General features: G+C 70.9%; 28 protein-coding genes and 1 tRNA gene. 14 read left to right on the top strand and 15 right to left on the bottom strand.

Annotated elements, in window-relative coordinates; all coding sequences use genetic code 11:
* Nucleotides 1-234: 234 nt before the first annotated feature.
* Both EXE50_RS04895 and EXE50_RS17645 read left to right on the top strand, forming a co-directional pair.
* Nucleotides 235-1,032 carry a ZIP family metal transporter gene (locus EXE50_RS04895; RefSeq protein ID WP_137704496.1) on the top strand — a complete coding sequence of 266 codons (798 nt, stop codon included), beginning with the start codon at nucleotides 235-237 and terminating at the stop codon, nucleotides 1,030-1,032.
* A 291-nt stretch (nucleotides 1,033-1,323) separates the two neighbouring features.
* Nucleotides 1,324-1,413 (top strand): hypothetical protein, encoded by a 90-nt coding sequence (locus EXE50_RS17645; protein WP_137704543.1) that lies wholly within the window; start codon nucleotides 1,324-1,326, stop codon nucleotides 1,411-1,413.
* A 54-nt stretch (nucleotides 1,414-1,467) separates the two neighbouring features.
* On the opposite strand, the gene EXE50_RS04905 is transcribed toward EXE50_RS17645, so the two are convergent.
* Nucleotides 1,468-1,812 carry a hypothetical protein gene (locus tag EXE50_RS04905; RefSeq protein ID WP_121599722.1) on the bottom strand — a complete coding sequence of 115 codons (345 nt, stop codon included), beginning with the start codon at nucleotides 1,810-1,812 and terminating at the stop codon, nucleotides 1,468-1,470.
* Between the two features lie 155 nt (nucleotides 1,813-1,967).
* Entirely contained in the window at nucleotides 1,968-2,642 is a 675-nt protein-coding gene (gene phoU / locus EXE50_RS04910) for a phosphate signaling complex protein PhoU (protein WP_137704497.1), read from the bottom strand.
* A gap of 114 nt (nucleotides 2,643-2,756) precedes the next feature.
* On the opposite strand from phoU, the gene EXE50_RS17845 reads away from it, so the two are divergent.
* The 3 genes from EXE50_RS17845 to EXE50_RS04920 all read left to right on the top strand — a co-directional run bounded on the left by EXE50_RS17845 (nucleotide 2,757) and on the right by EXE50_RS04920 (nucleotide 5,053).
* On the top strand, nucleotides 2,757-2,891 hold the full coding sequence (locus EXE50_RS17845) for a hypothetical protein (protein WP_255409701.1): 135 nt from the start codon (nucleotides 2,757-2,759) through the stop codon (nucleotides 2,889-2,891).
* A gap of 86 nt (nucleotides 2,892-2,977) precedes the next feature.
* On the top strand, nucleotides 2,978-3,721 hold the full coding sequence (locus tag EXE50_RS04915; RefSeq protein WP_053771041.1) for a carbonic anhydrase: 744 nt from the start codon (nucleotides 2,978-2,980) through the stop codon (nucleotides 3,719-3,721).
* 87 nt (nucleotides 3,722-3,808) lie between these two features.
* On the top strand, nucleotides 3,809-5,053 hold the full coding sequence (locus EXE50_RS04920) for a PQQ-binding-like beta-propeller repeat protein (RefSeq protein WP_137704498.1): 1,245 nt from the start codon (nucleotides 3,809-3,811) through the stop codon (nucleotides 5,051-5,053).
* A gap of 158 nt (nucleotides 5,054-5,211) precedes the next feature.
* Here EXE50_RS04920 and ndk read toward each other — a convergent pair whose 3' ends face one another.
* The 4 genes from ndk to rpl7ae are packed head-to-tail and all read right to left on the bottom strand — an operon-like array spanning nucleotide 5,212 to nucleotide 6,479.
* The gene (gene ndk, locus EXE50_RS04925; RefSeq protein ID WP_137704499.1) at nucleotides 5,212-5,691 is read right to left on the bottom strand and encodes a nucleoside-diphosphate kinase; all 480 of its coding nucleotides are present in this window, start codon (nucleotides 5,689-5,691) and stop codon (nucleotides 5,212-5,214) included.
* The gene (locus EXE50_RS04930; protein WP_004595320.1) at nucleotides 5,688-5,882 is read right to left on the bottom strand and encodes a 50S ribosomal protein L24e; all 195 of its coding nucleotides are present in this window, start codon (nucleotides 5,880-5,882) and stop codon (nucleotides 5,688-5,690) included. Before EXE50_RS04930 ends, ndk begins: the two co-directional genes overlap by 4 nt.
* 3 nt (nucleotides 5,883-5,885) lie before the next feature.
* The gene (locus tag EXE50_RS04935; protein WP_004595321.1) at nucleotides 5,886-6,110 is read right to left on the bottom strand and encodes a 30S ribosomal protein S28e; all 225 of its coding nucleotides are present in this window, start codon (nucleotides 6,108-6,110) and stop codon (nucleotides 5,886-5,888) included.
* Between the two features lie 6 nt (nucleotides 6,111-6,116).
* On the bottom strand, nucleotides 6,117-6,479 hold the full coding sequence (rpl7ae, locus tag EXE50_RS04940; protein ID WP_006112392.1) for a 50S ribosomal protein L7Ae: 363 nt from the start codon (nucleotides 6,477-6,479) through the stop codon (nucleotides 6,117-6,119).
* A 278-nt stretch (nucleotides 6,480-6,757) separates the two neighbouring features.
* On the opposite strand from rpl7ae, the gene EXE50_RS04945 reads away from it, so the two are divergent.
* On the top strand, nucleotides 6,758-8,206 hold the full coding sequence (locus EXE50_RS04945) for a bifunctional UDP-sugar hydrolase/5'-nucleotidase (RefSeq protein ID WP_053771038.1): 1,449 nt from the start codon (nucleotides 6,758-6,760) through the stop codon (nucleotides 8,204-8,206).
* Nucleotides 8,207-8,216: 10 nt separating this feature from the next.
* Here the strand turns inward: EXE50_RS04945 and EXE50_RS04950 are convergent, their stop codons facing one another.
* On the bottom strand, nucleotides 8,217-9,110 hold the full coding sequence (locus EXE50_RS04950; RefSeq protein ID WP_053771037.1) for a bifunctional methylenetetrahydrofolate dehydrogenase/methenyltetrahydrofolate cyclohydrolase: 894 nt from the start codon (nucleotides 9,108-9,110) through the stop codon (nucleotides 8,217-8,219).
* A gap of 93 nt (nucleotides 9,111-9,203) precedes the next feature.
* Complete coding sequence (locus tag EXE50_RS04955; RefSeq protein WP_053771036.1) at nucleotides 9,204-9,980, bottom strand: aldo/keto reductase; 777 nt, start codon at nucleotides 9,978-9,980, stop codon at nucleotides 9,204-9,206.
* Between the two features lie 244 nt (nucleotides 9,981-10,224).
* Between EXE50_RS04955 and EXE50_RS04960 the strand changes: the two genes are divergently transcribed.
* Entirely contained in the window at nucleotides 10,225-10,728 is a 504-nt protein-coding gene (locus tag EXE50_RS04960; protein ID WP_137704500.1) for a hypothetical protein, read from the top strand.
* A gap of 1 nt (nucleotide 10,729) precedes the next feature.
* Here the strand turns inward: EXE50_RS04960 and EXE50_RS04965 are convergent, their stop codons facing one another.
* The 3 genes from EXE50_RS04965 to EXE50_RS17335 all read right to left on the bottom strand — a co-directional run bounded on the left by EXE50_RS04965 (nucleotide 10,730) and on the right by EXE50_RS17335 (nucleotide 12,433).
* Nucleotides 10,730-11,479 (bottom strand): hypothetical protein, encoded by a 750-nt coding sequence (locus EXE50_RS04965; RefSeq protein WP_137704501.1) that lies wholly within the window; start codon nucleotides 11,477-11,479, stop codon nucleotides 10,730-10,732.
* Nucleotides 11,480-11,557: 78 nt separating this feature from the next.
* The gene (locus EXE50_RS04970; RefSeq protein ID WP_137704502.1) at nucleotides 11,558-12,235 is read right to left on the bottom strand and encodes an HAD family hydrolase; all 678 of its coding nucleotides are present in this window, start codon (nucleotides 12,233-12,235) and stop codon (nucleotides 11,558-11,560) included.
* 57 nt (nucleotides 12,236-12,292) lie between these two features.
* On the bottom strand, nucleotides 12,293-12,433 hold the full coding sequence (locus tag EXE50_RS17335; RefSeq protein ID WP_167551893.1) for a hypothetical protein: 141 nt from the start codon (nucleotides 12,431-12,433) through the stop codon (nucleotides 12,293-12,295).
* 126 nt (nucleotides 12,434-12,559) lie between these two features.
* Between EXE50_RS17335 and EXE50_RS04975 the strand changes: the two genes are divergently transcribed.
* On the top strand, nucleotides 12,560-13,699 hold the full coding sequence (locus tag EXE50_RS04975) for a CBS domain-containing protein (RefSeq protein ID WP_053771032.1): 1,140 nt from the start codon (nucleotides 12,560-12,562) through the stop codon (nucleotides 13,697-13,699).
* Nucleotides 13,700-13,771: 72 nt separating this feature from the next.
* Here EXE50_RS04975 and radB read toward each other — a convergent pair whose 3' ends face one another.
* Both radB and EXE50_RS04985 read right to left on the bottom strand, forming a co-directional pair.
* The gene (gene radB, locus EXE50_RS04980) at nucleotides 13,772-14,479 is read right to left on the bottom strand and encodes a DNA repair and recombination protein RadB (protein WP_121599732.1); all 708 of its coding nucleotides are present in this window, start codon (nucleotides 14,477-14,479) and stop codon (nucleotides 13,772-13,774) included.
* A gap of 197 nt (nucleotides 14,480-14,676) precedes the next feature.
* The gene (locus EXE50_RS04985) at nucleotides 14,677-14,883 is read right to left on the bottom strand and encodes a cold-shock protein (RefSeq protein ID WP_004595330.1); all 207 of its coding nucleotides are present in this window, start codon (nucleotides 14,881-14,883) and stop codon (nucleotides 14,677-14,679) included.
* A 208-nt stretch (nucleotides 14,884-15,091) separates the two neighbouring features.
* Between EXE50_RS04985 and EXE50_RS04990 the strand changes: the two genes are divergently transcribed.
* From EXE50_RS04990 to EXE50_RS05005, 4 genes are all read left to right on the top strand, one after another.
* Nucleotides 15,092-15,787, top strand: a complete 696-nt coding sequence (locus EXE50_RS04990; RefSeq protein ID WP_053771030.1) for an SCO family protein — start codon at nucleotides 15,092-15,094, stop codon at nucleotides 15,785-15,787.
* Complete coding sequence (locus EXE50_RS04995) at nucleotides 15,784-16,329, top strand: TlpA disulfide reductase family protein (protein WP_053771029.1); 546 nt, start codon at nucleotides 15,784-15,786, stop codon at nucleotides 16,327-16,329. Before EXE50_RS04990 ends, EXE50_RS04995 begins: the two co-directional genes overlap by 4 nt.
* 16 nt (nucleotides 16,330-16,345) lie before the next feature.
* On the top strand, nucleotides 16,346-17,011 hold the full coding sequence (locus tag EXE50_RS05000; RefSeq protein ID WP_053771028.1) for a cytochrome c biogenesis protein CcdA: 666 nt from the start codon (nucleotides 16,346-16,348) through the stop codon (nucleotides 17,009-17,011).
* Nucleotides 17,012-17,126: 115 nt separating this feature from the next.
* A complete protein-coding gene (locus EXE50_RS05005) occupies nucleotides 17,127-17,783 on the top strand; it encodes an AIM24 family protein (protein ID WP_053771027.1) in 657 nt (218 codons plus the stop codon).
* A gap of 31 nt (nucleotides 17,784-17,814) precedes the next feature.
* On the opposite strand, the gene EXE50_RS05010 is transcribed toward EXE50_RS05005, so the two are convergent.
* Complete coding sequence (locus EXE50_RS05010; RefSeq protein WP_053771026.1) at nucleotides 17,815-19,170, bottom strand: sodium-dependent transporter; 1,356 nt, start codon at nucleotides 19,168-19,170, stop codon at nucleotides 17,815-17,817.
* A 198-nt stretch (nucleotides 19,171-19,368) separates the two neighbouring features.
* On the opposite strand from EXE50_RS05010, the gene EXE50_RS05015 reads away from it, so the two are divergent.
* A complete protein-coding gene (locus EXE50_RS05015; RefSeq protein ID WP_053771025.1) occupies nucleotides 19,369-20,757 on the top strand; it encodes an NAD(P)/FAD-dependent oxidoreductase in 1,389 nt (462 codons plus the stop codon).
* A 63-nt stretch (nucleotides 20,758-20,820) separates the two neighbouring features.
* Here EXE50_RS05015 and EXE50_RS05020 read toward each other — a convergent pair whose 3' ends face one another.
* Nucleotides 20,821-21,945, bottom strand: coding sequence for a Xaa-Pro peptidase family protein (locus tag EXE50_RS05020; RefSeq protein ID WP_137704503.1), 1,125 nt, complete (start codon nucleotides 21,943-21,945; stop codon nucleotides 20,821-20,823).
* A 248-nt stretch (nucleotides 21,946-22,193) separates the two neighbouring features.
* Between EXE50_RS05020 and EXE50_RS05025 the strand changes: the two genes are divergently transcribed.
* Nucleotides 22,194-22,268: transfer RNA gene (locus EXE50_RS05025), tRNA-Val, on the top strand.
* Nucleotides 22,269-22,497: the final 229 nt, after the last annotated feature.

The raw sequence follows: 22,497 nt of genomic DNA on the forward strand, positions 1-22,497 counted from the left end.
TCGCCGATTACCTCTGGGTGTAATCCGCCGTGTAACCCCGTTCAAACCGTCATCGCGGCTGTTCCGCGGTCCGTAGGTGCGGGTCCGCGTCCGGTTTAAACACGTGCCCCGAAGTTTTATTAATTCAGGTAATTTAGTTATTACCGCACAATAGTGACCGGAGACCATCACTCCCGAGTTGCGACGGATCGATCGACGGCCGTCCGGGAACGAGCCGTCGGAGCGACGGGACTAATGGCGCTCATACTCCTGTCGGTGGCAGCGATAGTCGACGGTGTTAACTGGAAGCTCGTGGCGGTCTCTTGGACCGCGTTCGCGGCGATGGCCGTCGGCGCACCGCTCGGAGCGCGTGCGGTGCGGAGCAGCAACCCCTTGGAGCCGGTCTGGGGGTACGGGCTGGCCAGCGGCGCGATGGTGACCAGCGCCGCGCTCTTCTTGATCCCCCAAGCACTCGGTCAGCACGGCCGGCTCGGCAGTCTCGGCATCGCGATCGGTTTCCTCGGCGGGTACGCCGGCCACACGGTCGGACACCTGTTCACACATCGGGAGCTGCCCGTCGATCGAACGACGGCTGAACTGACGGTTCACGCGCTCTCGGCCGGTGCGATCATCGGCGCGATCTACGCGGCGATGCCCTCGCTCACCTCCGTTCTCGGTATCGCGCTCGTCTCGCACAAGGCGCCCGCCGGGTACGCCGCGGCCCGTCGCCTCGCCGAGCGGGGGCAGTCGGTCGTCGCCCTGCTGTTGCCCGCGGCAGCGGTCGGCATCGTGGCTCTCCCGGTCGGCATCGCCGGGGTTTCGCCGGAGAGCGGGCTTCGCGGGCTCCTGTTCGGCATCGCCGCCGGCGTGTTCCTTCACGTCGCCGTCGATCTGCTGCCGGAGTGTACCACCGGGAGCGAGACGTGCCCGGTCGACGCCGCGGACCACGACGCCGACGGTCACCGGCTCCGGGACCGGCTCCGCCGCCACGCCGTCCTGAGCTCGATCCTCGGCGGCGTCGCGGTCGTCGTGGCGTGGTGGGCCGCGGTCTGACGCGCGCCGAGGCCCTGACGGCGCCCGCCGCCGCCGACTGAGTTCCGCGGATCCCGGAGCGGCCGTTCCGGCCGGCGTTCGGTCCGGGACCGCGCCGGCTCATCGGGTCGCGAGCGAGAGCATCGAGGCCGGCCGACTGCGTGATCCAGAACGCCGTCGAGAACCAGGCGCCGCTGCTGGCGCGGAAGACCGTCTCCTACGTCGAACACCGGCCGACGCAGCGCGGGCGCGAGCGCGTCTTCGAGAAGGGCCACACGACGAGGACAGGACGGGAGCGGGTTCGGCCTCGCCATCGTCGAGCGCATCGTCGACGCGCACGGCTGGGACGTACGCATCGACGAGGGGGCCGCGGGGGGCTCCCGCATCGAAATCGTCACCTGAACGCCGGGTCGCCCCTCCCGAACCGGGGTCGGCGTTCGCAAGGGGAGAGCCGGTTCAGACGCCGGGCACCCCGAACGCGCTGATACCGAGCCCGAGAACGCCGTTCAGCACGGCGATGACGACCAGGGCGGCGGCCCACGCGACGAGTCCCATGACCGCCGCGTCCCTCCAGCCGCCGGGGTACCGCCAGTTGATCACCCACACCCACGCGACCAGCGCGACGACCGGACCGATCAGCGGGATCAGCGATCCGAGCGCCCAGGCGAGGGCGCCGAGCAGCGCCGTGACCACGGCGTGCGAGTAGTCGTCGACGCCCGCGACGATCCGACCGCTGACGTAGATGCCCAGGCCGCCGACCAGCAGCGCGACGACGAACGAGACGATTGCTCCGAGAACCATGCGTCGGACATCGCCGGTCTGACGGATATAACAGGGGGGCAGCGTCAGGCTCGGTGACAGGTTCCGAGCCGGCGGCGCGGACTGTACCGGGCCGGTGACGGAGACAGCGGCCGGACCGTCGACGCGGCGGAAGATCGGAGGGGCCCGGGCGCCGGTCAGTAAAGCAGTGCGTCGTCGTTCTCGATCATGTACAGCGACCGGGCCGCGATGTTGACCGCGTGGTCGCCGACGCGTTCGAGGTCGCGGATCGTGAGCAGGAGGCGCGAGACGTTCCGCATCGTCACCTCCACGTCCTCCTCCTCGCGGAGTTCGTCACGCTCGATGAGGTCGCGGACGACGAGGTCGCTCGCGGCCTCACAGGCGGCGTCGAGGTCGTCGTCCGCCTCGGCGACCGCGTAACAGCGCTCGGGGTCCGACTCCGCGTAGGCGTCCATCGCCTCCTCCAGCATCGCCAGCGTGTCGTCGCCGATGCGCTGAACGTCGACGTCGGGGAACGCCTCGCGGTCCGCCCGCTTCGCGTACTCCCCGAGGTTCGTCGCGAGGTCCGCGATCCGTTCGAGGTCCGTGATGATCTTGAACGAGGCGGCGATGAACCGCAGGTCGCCCGCGACCGGCTGCTGTAACGCGATGAGGTCCGTACACCGCCCCTCCAACTCCAGGTAGCGGTCGTTGATCTCGGCGTCGCCGGCGATCACTTCCTCGCCTAACTCCTCGTCCTGCCGTTCGAGGGCGTCGAGCGCCTTGCGGAGGCGCTCGGCGACCACTTCGCTCATGTAGAGTACGTCGTCGCGGAGCCCCTCTAACTTCGTCTGGTACTCTTCGCGTGGCATCGTGTTGGCGTATCCGCCACGCCGGACGCACTAAAACACGTCGGCGGAGGCGACGCCGCGCGGTCCGGCGGCTCGGTCGAAGCGTTCAAACCCCGCGGCGACGAGGGGGCGAACATGCAGAACCTCGAAGACATCGTCCTCGACGAGAACGAGGAGGCCCTCGCCCCGGCGGTCGTGATCGCGACGGTCGCGCTCCTCGCGGTGTTCGTCGTCGGAATCGCGGTCTCCCTCGTCGGACTCGTCGCCTGAGGAGGGCTGCCCGCGCGGCGAGCGCGGTCCGCTTCGGCGAGGCCCCGCGCACGGCGTTTTTTGTTCCCGCGGGCGGTCGGGACGGTATGGACGGCCGGATACTCGCCGACCTCCTCGACCGCAACGACGACCACGTCGCTGCGCTGTCGCCCGACTCCTTCGACCGGCACCGCGACGAACAGCGGCCGGGCGTGGTCTCCGTCTGCTGTTCCGACTCGCGCGTCTCGCAGGAGGGGATGTTCGCCGTCGACGAACCGGGGTACCTCTTCGCGTCCGGCACCATCGGCAACAGCGTCAGCGCCGTCGTCGACGGCGAGCGGGTCCTCGACGGGAGCGTGGCGTATCCGCTCGGACACACCCACACCGAGGTGCTCGTCGTGGTCGGCCACACCGGGTGCGGCGCCGTCGACGCCGCGCTCACGGCGGCCCGCACGGGCGAGTTCCCGAGCGAACCGGGCGTCCGCGCCGACGTCGAGGCGCTGCTGCCGATCGTCGAGGACGGGCTGAGCGATCCGCGGGTCGTCGGCGGGGCGACCGACGAGACGGGCGGGGACGCGGCGGGCGAGTACCGGGGCGACGACGCCGACCCCTCGCTCCGCGACCGCCTCGTCGAGCACAACGTCCACGAGCAGGTCGCGTTCGCCCGCGGGCGGGAGGAGGCTGCGGACGCGACCGTGTACGGTTTCGTCTACGACCTCCACGGCGCGTACGGCGACCGCGACGGCGCCGTCTACCTCGTCGACGCCGACGGCGAGCGCGACCCCGCCGCGCTGCGCGACCTCGTCGGCGAGGAGCGCGCCGACCACGTGGGGACGCTGCTGGGACGGTAGGGCCGGATCCGGGCAGTACTCCCCGCGACGCGGGCCGGGGGGCCGCATCCGACAACCGTTTCACGGCGACGCCCGAATGGGGTTCAAATGGACCGACGCGTCCTGTTCGCGACGCTGATCCTGCTTGCCGGCGGGGCGACCGGCGTGGGCGTGGCGCTGTTCGCGTTCGTCGGCGTCGACGACGCCACCACGGGGACGACGGTCGTGTGGGAGTCGGAACCGGCGGCCGGCGACGACGGCAGCGGCGCCGTGGTCGCGACCGTCGACGGCGACCCGCTCCTCCTCCGGCCCGCGGTCGAGAACGGGTCGCGGGTCGTCCGCGCGACCGTCGTCGGGACCGGTGAGACCCCGTGGACGGTGCCGATAGCCGGGCCGGACGCCGAGCGGGGCGGCGGCGACGACGAGAACGGCTCCGGCGACGGTCCCGTCGGCGTCAGCGGCCTCGCGACGGGCAGCCTCGGCGGCGACCCGGTCGTCGCGCTCACGACGGCGTCCGGCGAGCTACACGTCCTCGACGCGGCCGACGGCGCGGAGCGGTTCGCGGTCGACCTCGGCGGCCCCTCGGGGATCCGCCCCGCCGTCGGCGACCTCACCGGCGACAGAAGCGCGGAGGTGGCCGCCGTCACGGCCGACGGGGGCGTTCTCGTCGTCGACGGCGAGGGCGACGCGGTCGCCGAGGCCTCGCTGTCGGGCGAGGTGGCCCGGCGGCCGCTCGTCGTCGAGCCCGACGCCGAGGCCGGCGAGCGGGGCGGGCTGGCGGTGCTGACGACCGCCGGCGACCCCGCGACGGTCCACATGCTCGACGCGAGCGGCGGGACGCGCTGGACGACCGAGCCGAGCGTGAACCCGCTGAGCTGGAGCGCGGCGGACAGCCGCGACGGACCGGTGCTGGCGCTCGGCGGCGCGAACGGGAACATCGAGACCGTCGAGACGAGCGACGGCTCCGACCGGTACGAGGTGAAGCTCCAGGACCGCCCGATCGCCGTGGGGGACGCCGACCCCGGTCGGGTGTACGTCGGCGGCTCCGGGAGCGTCTGGGCCGTCGACCTCCTCGACGGCGAAGTGGTCTGGAAACAGCAGTACGGCGCCTCGACTCGGATCAACGAGCCGCGGATGGGCGACGTCGACGGGAACGGCGAGCGCGCGCCGGTCGTGGTCAACCGCGCCGGCGAGGTGCTCGCGATGACCCAGCAGGGCGAGGTGCTCGCCCGGGGCGGCCCCGCCGAGGTCGTCGTCTACGGCGGGCCCCTGTTCGCCGACGTGACGGGCGACGGCGGCGACGAGGTGATCGTGGTCACCGACGACGGGACCGCGATCGCGGTCGACACCTGAGCCGGCGGGGACCGTCGCTGCCGTTTATATAAGGTACACTGAGAGAAACCGGACAACAGAGCGGAGCTTTTCGAGAAACTTCACCGGAAACGCGGTGTGTCGAGCGAGCGATGGCTCTCCGGGGGCGGGGCGGCGAAAAGCGAAATCCGCGAGCGGCGTCAGTGGTCCTCTTCCTCGTACACCCACGCCGAGGTGTCGAGGTCGTAGTCGACGAGCTCGTCGTCGTCGAAGAACAGGTCGATCTCGCGCTCGTTGGCGCCCTCGTCCTCGTGGTCCGACGCGTGGATCACGTTGTGGCCGAGGTCTAAGCCGAAGTCGCCGCGGATCGTGCCCGGGGCGGACTCGGTCGGGTCGGTCTCGCCGACCATCGCGCGGACCTGTCGGGTCGCGTCCGCGCCCTCCCACACCATCGCGAAGACGGGGCCGGAGGTGATGAACTCGACGAGGCCGTCGAAGAACGGCTTATCCTCGTGCTCGCCGTAGTGCTCCTTCGCGAGCTCCTCGTCGAGCTGAACGAACTTGCCGCCGACGAGCTTGAGCCCGCGCTCCTCGAAGCGAGAGACGATCTCGCCGATGAGGCCGCGCTGGACGCCGTCGGGCTTCACCATCACGAACGTGCGCTCGTCGTGGTGGCTCACTGCTCGTCGCCTCCGGCTCGGTGGCCCTCCTCGGTCCACTCGACGTCGCGCGCCTCGCGGCCGAGGAAGTAGTTCTTCTCCGCCTTCGAGTCGACGAAGTGGAGGACGGTGCCGTCCTTCTTGACGAACATCGTGCCCGTGCCGGGCTCGATCTCCTCACCGCTGTAATCGCAGGTGCGTGTCTCGACCATTGGTTATCGGCCTCCGATGGAGTCGGCGTCGCGCTGGGTCTCCCGCAGCTGGAGCACGTCGCCCAGACGGACGGGACCCAGGACGTTCCGGGTGATGATCCGGCCCTGGTTCGATCCCTCCTGGATGCGGCACTTGACCTGCATGGCCTCGCCGTGCATCCCGGTCTTGCCGACGACCTCGATGACCTCCGCGGTCGTCGAGTCGCCGGTGCCCTCTTCTGCGCTCATGGGAGGTTATCGGAGCTCCGCGACCTTCTCGCCGATGTCCTCGACGTCGTCGTCGGCGTCGCCGGCGTCGACGACAGCGGCGGCGGCCGAGCCGACCTCGAGGCCGGCGGCCTGTCCGACCTCGTCCTGGGTGTCGACGAAGGCGACGGGGATCCCCTTCTCCTCGGCGAGCTCGGGGAGGTGCATCACGATCTCCTCGGGGGAGACGTCCTCCGCGACGATGACCAGGTCGGCGTTGCCGCGCTCGACGGCCTTGGTGGTCTCGTTGGTTCCTTTCTTCACGGTGCCGGTGTCTCGGGCGACCTCGAGCGCTTCGAGGGATCGCTCCGCGAGGTCCGCCGGGGTGTCGTAGTCTACGTAAACGGGCATATGTTGTTCACCTATCCTCCGTGTAGGCTCGCGTGTCCGTCCCGTGGTCGGTCCCTAACGGAACGGCACATCATCGACCCCACAGAGGCTGTGCCCCGTCGTAGTCCGGACATCCATAAAAGCGCTTTCAATGTCCTGCGCGTGTGCGAGCGGGGATCACGGGGCGAAACCGCGGGCGGGGGAACGGACGGCGCGCGAGCCGCCCCCGGCCCGACCGCGCGGGCGCCGGCCGACTCCGCGATTTTTAAGCCCCGCTCGCCCCTCCCGTCCCACATCGAATGGTCCGCCTCGTTCACTACTCCGACATCGAGAACGTCTTCGACGCCCCCGAGCGGGCGGCCCGCCTGGCCGGCCGGATCCGCGCGCTCTCGGGGCCCGACGCCGCGGTCGTCGCCACCGGCGACACGACCGCGCCGGGCGTCCTCTCGCTGGTCGCGACCGGCAGGCAGGTCCTCGACTTCTACGAGGCGACCGACACCGTCCTCGACACGTTCGGCAACCACGAGTTCGACTACGGGCCCGACCCGCTCCGCGACCTCGTCGCCGACTCGCCGGCGACGTTCGTCTCCGCGAACGTCCGCGACGAGGACGGCGAGCCGTTCGGGCGCGCCGAGGGCGTCGTCCCGTGGGCGACGCGCGAGGTCGACGGCGAGACGGTGGGGTTCGTCGGCGTCACCGACCCCGCGACGGACTCGCTGAACCCGATGGCCGCCGACCTCTCGTTCGACGACCCCGTCGCCGCGGCGCGCGACGCGCTCGCGGAGATGCGGACCGCGGTCGCCGAGCGCCGGGACCGGGGGGCGCCGGCGAGCGAGAGGGGCGCGGCCGCCGGCGCCGACCCCCTCGATCGCGTCGTCGTCCTCTCGCACCTCGGCGCGGGCGACGACGACCTCGCCCGCGGGCTCGACGTCGACGCGGTCCTCGGCGGCCACGTCCACAGTCGCCGGAACGAGGTCGTCGACGACACGCTGCTCGTCCGGCCCGGCGTCAACGGGGAGACGGTGGCCGAGATCGACCTCGACGCCGACCCCCCGACCGCGACGCTCCACGAACCGGACGGGGCCGACCCCGCGCCCGGCCTCGAAACCGCGCTCGCGGAGCGGATGGCCGCGGCCGACCTCGGCGAGGTCGTCGACACGGTAGAGAAGCCGATCGAGCGGACGGGCGACGTGGTCCACGGCGGGGAGTGCCGCGTCGGCAACTTCGTCGCGGACGCGTTCCGCTGGGTCCACGACGCCGACGTTGGCCTGTCGAACGCCGGCGGGCTCCGCCAGGGCGACCCGTGGACTGGCGGCGTGACGAAGGCGGACCTGATCAGTCTGATCCCGTTCGAGGAGCCCGTCGCGCTCGCCTCGGTCACGGGCGCGGAGCTCGGCGACGTGTTCCGCGAGATGGCCGCGCCCGACGTGGACTTCGGCGAGGACGACTGGTGGCACGGCCACGTCTCGAACGCCCGGGTCGTCTGGGACGACGACGCCGAACTGATCTTGGAGGCCACCGTCGGCGGTGAGCCGATCGACCCCGACGCCCGCTACACGGTCGCCGTCTCCGAGTACCTGCTCCACTCGGAACACGAGTACCCGACGCTCGCCCAGCGCCACCGGATCGACGAGGCGGACATCCAGTACGAGGTGCTGGCCGACTACGCCCGCGAGCGGGGGATCGACCCCGAGATCGAGGGCCGGATCGAGATCCGGAACCGCGCCGCCGCGGCCGACGACGACTGAGCGGCGAGCGCTACGGTAAGTTCACGTCGACATCGCGCCGGAGCCCGGCCGCCTTCACCGTGTTGTAGAGGAGCATCGCGCGCGTCATCGGTCCCACGCCGCCGGGTACCGGGGTGATCGCCCCCGCCACCTCGCTGGCCGACTCGTAGTCAACGTCGCCGACGAGTTCGTACCCCTTCTCGGTGTCCGCGTCGACCCGGTTTATGCCCACGTCGATCACGGTCGCGCCCTCCTTGAGCATCGAGCCGTCGACGAACTCGGGGAGCCCGGCGGCCGCGACGACGATGTCGGCCCCCGCCAGCTTTCCCTCCAAGTCCTCGGTGCGGGAGTGGCAGACCGTGGTCGTCGCGTTGCCGGTCGGCGACTTCTGGATCAGCAGGTTCGCCATCGGCTTGCCGACGATGTCGGAGCGGCCGACGACGACGGCGTCGGCGCCCTCCGTCTCCACGTCGTAGGCGTCGAGCAGCTTCTGGACGCCGTGGGGGGTGCAGGGCTTGAACCGGGCGTCGCCCGCGACGAGGCGGCCGACGTTCTCCGGGTGGAAGCCGTCCACGTCCTTCTCCGGGTCGATCCGTCGGAGGACCGTCCGCTTGTCCACGTGGTCCGGGAGCGGGAGCTGGACCAAGATCCCGTGGACGTCGTCGCGGTCGTTGAGGTCGTCGATCGTCTCGTACAGCTCGCTCGCGGGGGCGTCGGCGTCGATCTCGACGTGGAAGCTCTCGATGCCGACCTCCTCGCAGTCGCGCTGTTTCATCGAGACGTACGTCTCGCTGGCCGGGTCGTCGCTCATCAGCACCGTGGCGAGCCCCGGCTCGACCCCGGCGTCGGAGAGCCGCGTCACCTCGTCGGCGACCGCGCCGCGCACGTCGGCCGCGACCGACTCGCCGTCGATGATCTCGGTCATACGCGACCGTCGGCGGTCCCGAGGTAAAAGTGAACCGGGATCGTGCGTATCTAGCCCGATTTGAATCAGATCTGATCCGAATTTATGGATCGACTATTCGGGGAACAGCTCCTCCTCGCGCTCGACGGCGTCGATCGCGGCGACCTCCGCGTCGGTGAGGTCGAGGTCGGCCGCGGCGAGGTTCGCCCGGAGATGCGCCTCGCTCGACGCCTTCGGGATCGTCACGACCGGTTCCTTGGCGGCGGCCCACGCGATCGCGACCGCCTCGGGCGTCGTCCCGTGCGCGTCCGCGACCTCGGTTACGGCGTCGACCTCGCGCACCCGCCCGCCGGCGAGCGGCGAGTAGGCGACGACGGGGTAGCCGTGCTCGCGGGCGTGGTCGAGCAGCTCCGGACGGTAGAACAGCGGGTGGAGCTCGGTCTGGTGGGCGGCGGGCGGGCGGCCGAGGACCTCGACCGCGCGGTCGAGGTCCGCGAGCTCGAAGTTCGAGACGCCGACGTTCCGCACGAGGCCCTCCTCGACCAGTCGGTCGAGCGCCGGCAGCGTCGTCTCGGGATCGTAGTCGCCGCGCGGTCGGTGGACGTACAGCAGGTCGATCGCGTCGACCCCCAGTCGCTCCGCGCTCTCGCGGGCCGCGGGCGCGACCGCCTCGCCCCGGAGGTCGTCGATCCACAGCTTCGTCGCGACGGTCACGTCGCCGCGATCGAGGTCGACGGCGGTCAGCCCCGCGGCGAGCCCGTCGCCGACGACGGCTTCGTTGTCGTAGATCCGAGCGGTGTCGAGGTGGCGGTAGCCGACCGAGAGCGCGGTCGCGACCGCGTCCGGGTCATCGATCCCCATCGTTCCGAGGCCGACCGGCGGGAGGTCCATGCGCCGGCGTCCGGGCGACGCGGACAAAAGCCTCCCGTCACGTCGGCGACCGCAATCCGACGCGGCGCCGGAGGCCACGGGATCACTTAGGTGGGCGGCGCTCGTAGCCCGGGGCGACGATGTCAGTCCGCCCTCCGCGTGGCCCCCGCGCCGGACCCGCTCCGTCCGCGCCGCCCGTCGAACGAGCGCCGATCGATCCCCGCGCCGCGTGACCCGGACCGGGACGTGGTCGTTCGCGACGACCGTGGGACGAGTCGAGGTCGCCCCCGACGAGATCCGCGTTCGGAAGGGGCTCGCTCGCGTGGCCGAGACGACCGTCAGGCGCCTCGCGAGCGGCCGAGCGCCGCCCGTCGGACGCGAGGTTGGCTGGTCGGCCGTCGCGTCCGCGATCGCCCTCCTCGGGGCCCTGATCGAGCTGGCCGCCGGGTCCGGGGAGGGGATCGAGGTGGCCGGGTTCGCGCTCGCGACGGCGCTCGCCGGGACCGGCGTCACGGCGCTCCAGAACGCCCGCGTCGAGGTGTCGACCCGCGATGTCCAGTACGTCGCGTTCAGGGACGGCGACGTGGTCGTCGTCCGCGACGACGACGGCGACGAGGGCGAGACCGTCCTTCGCCCCCGGTCGCCAGCGGCCCGGAACGACGCGGCGCTGGCCTTCCGACTGCGCGGGATCGAGGTCCGCGGCGCGGCCGACGCGGAGGGCGTCTCCCGGACCGTCGTCGACGCGCCGAAGGCCGAACCGGTCGCGTGAGTCACCGCGTCATCGACACCGACCGCTCGACGACCTCGTATCCCTGCGCGGCGAGCACGTCGGCGTAGTACCGCTCCGCGACCCGCCCCTGCGGGAGGCGGCGGAGGTCGAACCGCCGCGTCGGCCGCAGTTCGACGTCGACCACGCTCCCGCCGTCGGCCGCCTCGCGGACCGCGACCGCGTAAGACGCCCACGGCTTCCCGCCGGCAGTCCCCTCGATTTCGACCGTCGCGACCGGGCGGCGCTCGGACTCGCCCGCGTCGACCGCGCCGCCGAGCGCGTCCCCGTCGCTCGCGTCGACGGAGAGGTCGAGCTCGACCGTCTTGAGCCCCAAGAGGTACGAGAACTCGTACGTCGCGGCCGTTCCGGACGCGTCCTCGTCGGCGGCGTCGGTCGGGCCGTCGTCGACCTCGCGCACCTCGTCGGCGACGGCCCACTGGAACGCGAGGATCGGCGGTCTCCCGGACGCGAACTCGCGCACGACCGTCGCGGGCGGGGCGTCCGTCCGGAGCCGCGCGGTGCCGCGCCGCCGGAACGCGGGCGCGCGGAGCGCGAGCAAGAGGAGGCCGGCGACCGCCACCCCGGGCCAGAGAGAGAGCGCGGTGACGGCCGCGAGGACGGCGCCGGCGGCGAGCAGCGCGAGCGTCCAACTGACCGCGCGCTCGGCGCGGCGGTAGCGGGCGGTCGCGTCGTCGAGTGCGTCTCGGTCGGTGCGTCGGCGCGACCCGACGCGTGCGGAGGGCGCGGACACGGCTCAGACTCGTCGGGCGCGTAGTTCAGGATTGCGGTCGGGCCCCGGTCGGTCGGCGTCGTCCGCGAGGGCCGGCGGTCAGGCCGGACCGTCGGTCGGCGCGCGGCCGCAGATGCTGACGAGGTCATGGAGGTCGTCTATCTCGTAGGTCGGGTGGCAGGCGAGCTCCGTCGACCGGCGGTGCGGGCGGCGGAGGAACGCGGAGTCGATCCCCGCGTTGTCGGCCGCGCGCACGTCGGACTCGTTGTCGCCGACGAACAGCGCCGTCTCGGCGTCCAGGTCCTCGAGGGCGCGTTCGATGTAGTACGGGGAGGGCTTCTTGCGCGAGAGGCTGGCCACCGAGGGCTCGCGGCCGTACGCGACTTCGAAGTGGCCCGCCAGCCCGAAGTGGTCGAGGAGGGCGTCGACGGTCTCCTGCTGGTTCGAGGAGACGACGCCGAGCGAGGCGTCGAGCGCGCGGAGCGCGTCCACGTCGTCGTACGGCGTCTTCTGCCCCTTCCGGGCCGCGTCGATCTGCGCCGCGGCGGCGGTCTCGTCCCTGACCCGCCAGAACTCCGTCGGGTCGACCCCGTACCGCTCGCAGATGTCGGTCAGGGTCGCGGGGTCGACGCCGACGGCCACGTCGTCGACGTGCGAGAGGTCGGGATCCTCGACGCCGAGGCTCACGAACGCGTCCCACGCGGCCTCGCGGAGCGTGTCGAACGGCGTCCGTCCGACCAACACCCCGTCGTTGTCGAGGACGACGGCGTCGTACACGCATCCCCGTGCGGGGGTAACGGGCAAAAAGCTTTCACACGCCGGGTGGACGGCGCCTCACACGCCGAAGAGGCGGAGGAAGAGCCCGCCCAGCACCGCGAGCGCGCCGGCGATCACGCCGACGAAGGGGATCGGAACCGGCAGCGGGATCACGATCAGCGCGACGCCGGCGGCGATCAGGGCGGTCGAGATTTTCACGCAACGACTTGGTCGGCGACACGCAAATACCTTCAGGCGGATTCCGGCGAACGGGCGAGACGTGTCGGCGTGCGCGACGACTCCCGCACTTTCAATACCCGGCCCGTCGAACCCTCGAAGTGGACTATGAACATCTCTGATATCGCGGTCGCGGAATACGTGGAGGTCGACGTCGACGAGCGGCTCGCCAAGGTCCGTTCTATCTTCGAGCGAGAGAACCCCAAGGGGATCGTCGTCGTCGAGGACGGCGAGTACGCCGGCGTCGTCGGCGAGAAACAGCTGGTGCGGTCGCGCATGGAGGACGACACGAAGGTGTCGGCGGTGATGAAGCCCGCGCCCTCCGTCGACCGACACGAGGACGTACGCGAGACCGCTCGGCTCCTCGTCGAGGGCGACGTGAAGATCGCGCCCGTCTACGAAGGGGAGAAGCTCTACGGGATCGTCACCGTCGACCAGATCCTCGAGGCCGTCATCGACAGCCTCGACGCGATCACCGTCGCCCAGATCGCCACCGAGGACGTGATCGGCATCGGCGAGACGGAGAGCGTCGGCCGCGCGATCAACCGCCTCCGAGAGAACGGCGTCTCCCGGCTCCCGGTCCTCGACGACGAGGGTGACCTCGTCGGCGTCGTCACCACGAACGACATCGTGGAGTTCGTCGTCCGCGACCAGGAGCGGCAGGGCAGCGGCGACCGCGCCGGCGACATCGACCGGATGCTCGACATCCCGGTCTACGACATCATGTCGAACCCCGTCGTCACGGCGGCGAACGACGAGACCGCGCAGACGGTCGTCCAGCGCATGTTCGACAACGACGTCTCCGGGCTGGTCGTCACCCCCGAGGGCGCCGACACCGTCGCCGGGATGGTGACGAAGACCGACGTGCTGCGCGCGCTCACGTTCACCGAGCAGGACTCGATGGACGTCCAGATCACGAACGTCGACCTGCTGGAGGGGACCTCCCGCGAACACATCGTCGAGTCCATCGAGCAGGTCGCGGACAAGTACGCGGAGATGCAGGTCATCCACGCGCACGTCCGGCTCCACGCGCACAAGGAGAAGCTCCGCGGCACGCCCCTGATCCAGTGTCAGATCCGCCTCCGCACCAACGAGGGGCAGGTCGGCGGCTCCGGCGAGGGGTACGGCGCCGAACACGCCTTCCACGTCGCGCTCGACAAGCTAGAGCGGAACGTCTTAGAGATCAAGGGCGTCAACGCCGACGAGGAGTACCGCGGCCAGCTCCTCCGGAAGCTCGGCGAGCTGTGAGCCGGTAGGCCGCCGTCCGGTCCACCGACCGCCCTCTTCTTCTCCGCCTTCCGCAGCCGTTCGCCGCGTCGGCTACCCGTCCGCGCCCTCCGCGAGCCCGTCGCCGACGATGCGGAAGGTCGCGGTGTCGCCCGCGGGCTTCGACCGGTGCTTTTCGAGGGTCACGCGGCGGTTCCCGCCGCGGAACCGGTCGACGCGGAGGATCGCGCCGGTCCAGTGGTTGAGGGTGTTGCCGCCGAGCGCGCGGTCCCGGTCCCCCTCCGGGTCGGTGAACACCTGGTTCGTGATCACCACGGCGACATCGTGACGCCGGGCGAGAGAGAGGAGATGGGTCACCTGCTTTGCGACCTTCCGGAGCGACTCGCCGCCCTGAGTGTCGCCGGCGCGCTCCAGCCGGTAGAAGCCCGTCGCGGAGTCTAACACGATCAGCTCGACCTCCTCGGCGAGCTCCTCGGCGTCGCGGACCGCCTCGCGCTGGTCGTCGAAGTCGTACGCCTCCGAGATGACCAGCCGCGCGGCGAGCGCTTCGAGGTCCTCGTCGCCGTCGCCCCGGTCGAGCCGGCCGGCGGCCATCTGCTCGAACCGGTCGATGGAGAGCCCCTCGGTGTCGACGTAGAGGGCTCGGTCGCCGCCGGCCGCGACCTCGACCGCCGCGGCGAGCGCGAGGTTCGTCTTCCCCGCGGCCGGCGGGCCGTACACCTGCGTGACGACGCCGCGCTCGAAGCCGCCGCCCAACAGCTCGTCGACCGGCCGGCAGCCGGTCGGGATCGGATCGCTCACTGGGCCCGACTTGGCCCGCGCTCGTATTTAAACGGTCGATCGCGTCGCTCCGCGGGGGCCGGCCGTCGCGCGGCAGCGATCAGCCGCCGCTCGCGGAGGCGTGATACGTGTGAGAGAAACGGAGACGGCGCCGATCGCGTCGAGCGACGGCCGAAATCCGGTGGTTCGTGCGGACGCGTCGTCCGCGGTGTGAAGGGTTAGTTGCGGACGAGGTTCGTCGCGCGGGGCCCCTTGGGGGACGACTCGATGTCGAACTCCACTTCCTGCCCCTCCTCGAGGTCCGGGCCGCCGACGTCTTCCATGTGGAAGAACACGTCTTCGTCGTCGTCGAGGTCGCCGTCGTCAGTCGAGATGAAACCGTAGCCGCCAGTGTCGTTGAAGAAATCAACCTTACCGTTTGCCATTGCGAATAAACGTACAGCCGGTTGGGGGATAACCCTTGCGAGGGTCACGGTACCACGGGGGTTCCGGACGTTTGTCCACCGGTCTGATCGCACCGGAGCGGCCGTTCACGGCGGCTGGGACCGCTTTCCGGGCGATATCGGTCGTGTTCATCGCGCGCCACCAGGCGCGGGGTTCATTTACGAGCGACCACGTAGGTCGGGCAACGACATGGACCGCCGCAACTTCCTCCGCTCGCTCGCCGCCTCCGGCGCCGTCGCTGGGACGACCGCCACGGCCGGCTGTGCCGGCGTCCTCGGCGAGTCCGGTCCCGAGGGGACGATCCTCGGCCCGCCGGAGCAGACTCGGGGAGACCCGGTCCACCCGATCCAAGGCGACGAGATGCCCGAATTCACCGTTCCCGACCCGATCACGGGCGAGGAGATATCGACGGCGCAGTTCGAGGGCGAGCGCGCGTTCCTGTGGACGATGTTCTACACCAACTGCCCCGACGGCGTCTGTCCGGCCCTCATCCTCCGCCTTCGGCGCGCGCAGGAGGTCGCCGCCGAGGAGGGGTTCGAAGACGAGGCGGCGTTCCTCCCCACCACGTTCGACCCCGAGCGCGACACCGCCGAGGTCCTCCGGGAGTACGCGGACCAGCGCGGGGTCGACCTCGACGCCGGCAACTGGCACTTCCTCCGCCCGGAGACGTACGAGCGCGGCCAGGAGCTGTTCGACGAGGAGTTCGGGCTCAAGATCGAGAAGGCGTTCGACAACGACTACGAGAGCTTGGAGTACACGTTCCCGCACTACGGGCTCATCCTCCTCGTCAACAAGCGTGGGATCGTCGAGCGCGCGTACCCGCGCGGCCCCGCGACCGACGTGGAACGGATCGTCGACGACTTCCGGCGGGTGGTCACGGCGTGAGGCGACGACACCTGCTGGCGGGGCTCGCGAGCGCCGGGGCGCTCGGCGGGGCCGGGGTCGTCGCGACCGGCGGGGTCCCGGACGCACTCGGGGGCGGCGACGCTCCAGAGCCGATCGAGCCGGTGACGCTCGACACGGTCGACGCGCCCGGGAGCCGAGGCGGTGAGGTGACGCTTCCCGCGCCCGGCCGGCCGACGTTCGTCGACTTCTTCGGGACGTGGTGTCCCCCCTGCGCCGAGCAGATGCCGGCCCTCGCGGCGGCCCACGATCGGATCGGCGACGAGGTGCTGTTCGTCTCCGTGACGACGGAGCCCGTCGGCGAGAGGATTAGCGAGGACAAGGTGGTGGATTGGTGGCGTAAACACGACGGTGACTGGCTCGTCGCCGCCGACGTCTCAGCCGAACTCGCGGCGCGGCTCGACGTCGGGAGGTATCCCAGTGCCCGCGCCATCGACGCCTCGGGACGGGTCCGGTGGGCGACCTCCGGGACGCACACCGCCGACGAGTTCGTCGCGGGCATCGAGCGGGCGCTCGACGGATGACGCGGCGACCCGACTCATGACCGACATCTCGCTCGCGACGAACGTCCCGCTGGCCGTGGCTGCGGGCGTAACAACGTTCTTTTCGCCGTGCGCGTACCCGCTCTTACCCGGGTACGTCGGCTTCTACGTGAACTCCGTCGACGCCGACTCCGCGTCCGTCGTCGGGGCGGGAGTTCGAGGTATCGCTGCCGCCGTCGGCGTGCTCGCGACGTTCGCGTTGCTCGCCGGCGCGACTGTCCGAGTCGGCTACTCGACGCTGTCGAACATCACCGTGTTCGAGACGCTCGTCGGAGCGCTACTGATCGCTTTCGGCCTGCTCGTGGTCGCCGGGCGCGCGCCGTCGGTGTCGGTGCCGCTGCCGGAGCGGCGGTCGAGCGTACTCGGATTCGGCGTGTTCGGCGCGGGGTACGCGCTCGCCGGCGCGGGCTGCGTGGCGCCGGTGTTCCTCAGCGTCGTCGCCCGCGCCATCGCGCTCCCGCTGGAGACGGCGGTACTGCTCGTAGGCATCTACGCCGGCACCGTCGCGGTCCTGATGGCCGCGACGACCGTCGCGACCGGCGTCGGCCTCGTCAGCAACGCGAACCGGGTGATGGCCCACGCCGGCCTGCTGAAGCGGATCGCCGGCGCCGTGATGGTCGTCGCGGGGATCGGACAGCTCTACCTCGCGCTGGTCGTGTACTGAGCCCGGGCGCGTCGCGGGCGCCCCGTGCGAGGCGCTCGCACGCCGCCCCATACCTTCTTAACCGATAGCGCGGAATTCCCGTACAGCCGAACCGCTGCGGTTCGGTCCCCGTACCATGAACCTAGACGAATTCACCGCCGCGAACGCACCGACGGACAGCGCGGAACCCTTCCAGCGCGAGAACAGCTACACCTTAGACGTCGACGTCGACGGCACCGTCATGGCGAAGGCCGGCTCGATGGTGGCGTTCACCGGCGACGTGTCGTTCACCGGGAAGGCCTCCGCGGAGGGCGGCATCACCGGCTTCCTCAAGGAGGCCGCCACCGGCGAGGGGACGCCGATCATGGCCGTCGAGGGGCAGGGCCACGTCTACTTCGCGGACGACGGCAAGAAGGTCCAGGTGATCGAACTCGGCGCCGGCGAGTCGATCACGGTCAACGGCGAGGACGTGCTCGCGTTCGAGGAGTCGCTCTCCTACGAGATCAACACCATCGACAGCCTCGCCGGCGCGCTTGCCGGCGGCTTCAGCAACGTCTACCTCGAAGGCCCGGGCTACGTCGCGATCACGACGCACGGCGATCCGATCGTCTTGGAACCGCCGGTGGCGACCGACCCGAGCGCGACGGTCGCGTGGGGCGGCACGTCGCCGGACGTGGAGGTCAACCGGAGCCTCTCGGACATGATCGGCCAGGAGTCGGGCGAGCGCTACCAGATGCGCTTCGACGGCGCCGACGGCTTCGTCGTGGTCCAGCCGCGCGAGGAACACGTCTAAGGCGGGAAGGCGACACCCCCGCGACCCGCGGTTACCGCGCGGCCAGCCAGTCGGCGAAGCCGCCGGTGAGGAAGCCGACGTAGTCGGTGACGCCGAGGACTAACGAGACGAAGATGACGAAGACGAGGGGGAGTCGAACGACCCAGATCCACGCGCCGTCGAAGCCGGCGGCGTCGCCCATCCCCGTCCGGAGCTCCTCGCGACCGACGCCGGGCACGACCCAGCCGACGAACAGCGCGAGCAGCAGCGATCCGAGGACGAGCAGGATGCCGTACGCGAGCCCGTCGTACAGGCCGAGGAAGATCGAGTCGACCGTCACCGGAACGCCGAGCAGGAACACCGCGGCGCCCAGCGCGGCCGACGCCGGGACGCGGGCGACGCCGACCTCGTCGATGAGGTAGGAGACGAGCACTTCGAGGATGCTGATCGCCGACGAGAGCGCGGCGATCCCGACCATGCCGAAGAAGACGATCCCGAGGATCCGGCCGCCGGGGATCCCGGCGAACGCGGCCGTGAGACTGACGAAGATCGCGCCGGGTCCGCCGGAGCCCGGTTCGATCCCGACCGTGAAGAGGACGGGGAAGACGACGAAGCCGACGAGGACGGCGACGAGCGTGTCGATCGTCGCGATGATCCCGGCGTCGGCAGCGAGGTTCCGGTCCTCGCCGAGGTAGGAGGCGTAGGTGATCATCACGCCCATCCCGAGCGAGAGCGTGAAGAACGCCTGTCCGGCCGCGGCGGGGAGTATCTCCGTCCAGTTCGCGGCGATCGTGCCGAAGTCCGGCGAGAGGTAGTAGGCGTACGCCGCGCTCGCGCCGTCTAGCGTGAACCCGTATCCGGCCAGGCCGACGAGGAGCACGAGGATGGCGGGGATCATCACCTTCACGCTCAGTTCGATCCCGCGCCTGACGCCGGCGGCGATGATGCCGACGACGAGCAGCATGAACAGGGCGTGGAAGACGAGCGTGTCGAGCCCCGTCGAGACCGTCTGGTACAGCGCCTCGGCCTCGGCCGGGTCGGTCAGCGTGTACCCCTCGGTGATCCCGATGAGCGTGTAGCGCAGGAACCAGCCGGCGACGACGCTGTAGTACGAGAGGATGATGAACCCGGTGACGACGAACAGCCACCCGGCGGACCCCCAGACGCCGCTGCCGAGTTCCCGCAGCGCGCCGACCGGGTTCCGGTCGGTCCGGCGCCCGATGACGAACTCCACGAGGATCGCCGGGAACCCGATCAGCGCGACGAACGCCAAGTAGGTGATCAGAAACGACGATCCGCCGTACTGGCCGGTGATGAACGGGAACCGCCAGACGTTCCCCAACCCGACCGCGCTGCCGACCGCGGCGAGGATGAAGCCCGCTCGCGTCGCCCACGTCTCGCGTGCCATTTGTGTGCCGGATGAATCCCCGTCCCCCGTAAAAACGTGTCTCTCCGGCGCTCTTACTACCGATAATCGAACATGATCAATCGGTCACCGGCGTCGGCGGAGGGGGGACGGCGCCGCGCGGCCGCGCAGGAACGGCGAGCCGGTTCGCGCCGCGCCGGGGACCGTGAATTTAATAGCCGGACGGGAACCTCTCGGTGTATGGAACGCGTAGACGTCGCGATCGTGGGCGGTGGGCCGGCCGGGTCGTCCGCGGCGCACGCGGCCGCGACCGGCGGCGCGGACGCCCTGGTCATAGAGAAGGGGGTCCCACGGGCCGACCGCGACCGTCTCGGTCCGGACTCGACCGACGCGGCCGGCATCCTGGACTACTGGGTGGACATCATGGGGATCCACCCCGACGAGTTCGACGACGGGGTCGTTCAGCGCGAGCTGAGCCGCGCGGAGTTCCGCGGGCCCGACGAGGCGGCGACGCTGACCTCGACCGGTATCGAGTCCTCGTACGACATGTTCGGCTACACCTTCCAGCGCGCCCGCTTCGACGACTGGCTCCGCGACCGCGCCGAGGACGCGGGCGCCGAGTACCGCGTCGGCACCTCGGTCCGCGGGGTCGACACCGACCTCTCGGTTGCGCCCGTCGACGACGGCCCGCGCCACGTGCTCGACCTCGCGGACGGGGGGAGCGTCGGCGCCGACTTCGTCGTCCTCGCCGACGGCCCGCAGCGGACGGTGACGAACCGCGTCCTCGACGAGTACCTGCCGGCGGACGCGCAGGCCTCCGAGCGGTTGGCCTCCCGCACGGCGAACCACATCGCCTACCAGGAGTACCGGCGCGTCCCCGAGGAGGTGTTCGAGGAGGTGAACGACGCCATCGTCTTCTGGTGGGGCGTGATGCCCGGAGAGACCGCGTACCCGTGGATCTTCCCGAACGCGGACCGGGTCTGCCGCGTCGGCCTGACGATGCCGATCGGCCTCGACATCGACGAGGTGGACGCCTCGGAGTACGCCCTCCTCCGCGAGGACGACGAGTCGATCCCGCAGGGCGGCGAGTACGTCCGCCGCCTCCTGGAGTGGCAGTACGGCGACGAGTACGACGTCGAGGAGGACTTCCCGCTGGTCGAGGAGGCGGGAAAGCGGAACGGGACGGAGACGTACCCGATCTCGTCGACGCGACCGATCGACTCGCCCGTAGACGCCGGCATCGCGGTCGCGGGCGGCGCGATGGGGACGACCTCGGCGTTCCACGAGGGCGGCGACCACGTGGCGGTCCGCACCGGCGCCATCGCGGGCGAACTCGCCGCCGAGGGCGACCTGGCCGCCTACAACCGCCGCTGGAAGGAGGCGATCGGCGACGAGGTCGTCCGCAACGTGACGATGGCCGACATGGTCGCCGACTACGGCCCGGACGACTGGAACCGCGTCATCGGGGCGGCCGACGCGATGCTCGCCGCCGAGGCCGGCGGGAACCTCCTCTCGCAGCCGTACCGGTCCGGCTGGGAGTCGCTGAAGCTGATGCTCGGCTACAAGTGGAACAAGCGCCGGGTGAAGGGCGACTACGTCGGCATCGACGAGAGCGAGTACGTCTACTGACCCGCGGCGCGCACCCCGGTCCGGAGCGGGATACCCAGAGCCAGCGCCGCGCTGGAGGCGCCGTTATCGGATGACCGGCGCCGCCAGTTCGACGGGCTCGCCGTCGAGTCCTCCGACGTCGACCGGCTCGACCTCGTGGGTCGGCCACCGACCGGTCTTCGTGAGCCGCTCGGTCAGCTCCGGCGCGACGAGGTGCGTGTCCTCGCTTTTCGTCCCCTGAACCGTCGGGTTCCACGCGTAGCCCATCGGCCACCGGACCGGCTCGTCGCCGCCGGGCGTCGCGAACCACTCCCGGCCCGCGAAGCCGGCCGCGCCGCCCTGGTGGTGGTTCTCCCACTCGTCGCCGAAGCCGACCGCGTCGTACGCGTCCCGGATGACGCCGAAGACGTCGCCGGCGGTGTCGGGAGCCTCGTCGCCTCTGAAGAGGGCACCGGCCGCCGCGGCCTCGGTAGCGCGGACCGCGGTCGCCGCGACGCGCGCCGCGGCGCGGTGGCGCTCCTCGAACCGGTCCGGGGCGTCGAAGGCGACGGTTCGCGTCATCGAGGCGTACAGGCCGGCGCGTTCGGCGGTGACGGACACGAGCGCGTAGTCGCCGAGCGCCGCGTCCGTCGGCGTGTAGTGGCGGAACGACTGCGCCCGCTCCGCGCCGCCGACGAGGACGACCGGCGTGTCCACGTCGCGGGAGGCGAGCGAGATGTCGATGCCGGCCGCGACCTCGTACTCGGGGTCCTCGGGTTCGAGGTTCCGGCAGACCGTCTCGACGGCGGCCGCGACCTCGCGGCCGAGCTCGCGGTACCGCTCGACGTCGTCGTCGGTGAGGGGCTGTCTGAGCCGGCTCCCGTCGACGGCCTCGAAGCCCGGCACGTCGAAGTCGGCGGCCGCGGGCGCGGGGGAGCGCTCGGCGACCGCCTCCGGGAGGGAGTCGGCGTGCCACGGGAACGACTCGACCGCGAACGCGTCCGGAAGCTCCTCCGCGGCGAGCCGCTCCGCCTCGATGTTGTCGGAGATTACGCGGAGCTCGCCGTCGTAACCGGCGGCCGCGACGCCAGTCGTCGCGTCGTCGTCGACGACGTTGTCGCCGCCGGTGAGCCACGCGAACCCGTTCGGGCGCGCGAACCAGACCGCTTCGAGCCCGCGCTCGGCGAGGTACGCGTCGAGCCTCTCCGTGCGGGCGGCAAGGTCGACCATACCCACGGACTCTCGCCGAACGGGTAAAACCGGTCGGAACCGCGCCGGCGGCCGAGAGGTCGCCGCGCGAGGTCGGTGGGGCTCGACCCCGGACGGCCCGAGACGACGCCGGATGACCCCGGCCGAACCCGAAATCGTCGCCGCGCCGTCTCCTGATCGGGCGCTCGACCCCGCGTCGGCGGGCGGGCGGAAACGAAAGGTTCAATTACGTCCCTCGGAAACGAGAAGATGCGTCAGCAAGCCCCTGCGGGTTGGTAGTCTAGTCCGGTTATGACACCTCCTTGACATGGAGGAGGCCGGCAGTTCAAATCTGCCCCAACCCACTTCCTTATACCCGAAAACCGCACGACGGCGAGAGACGTGTGTGCCGTCGAAGGAACTCGGATTACTGTGTTCTCAGATGGCGACGGGCACCGCTGGGGTGACCGCCGACCGACCGCTGATCGACCACCGACCGATGAAATCCACGAACCGTCGATCGAGTAGACTGTCGGAAAGGCGGCACCGCCGACTCGGTCGATCGACCGGTGGGGAACGGTACCGGACACGTAC

It is taken from the genome of Halorubrum sp. ARQ200 (assembly GCF_005435115.1).
Lineage (GTDB): Archaea > Halobacteriota > Halobacteria > Halobacteriales > Haloferacaceae > Halorubrum > Halorubrum tropicale.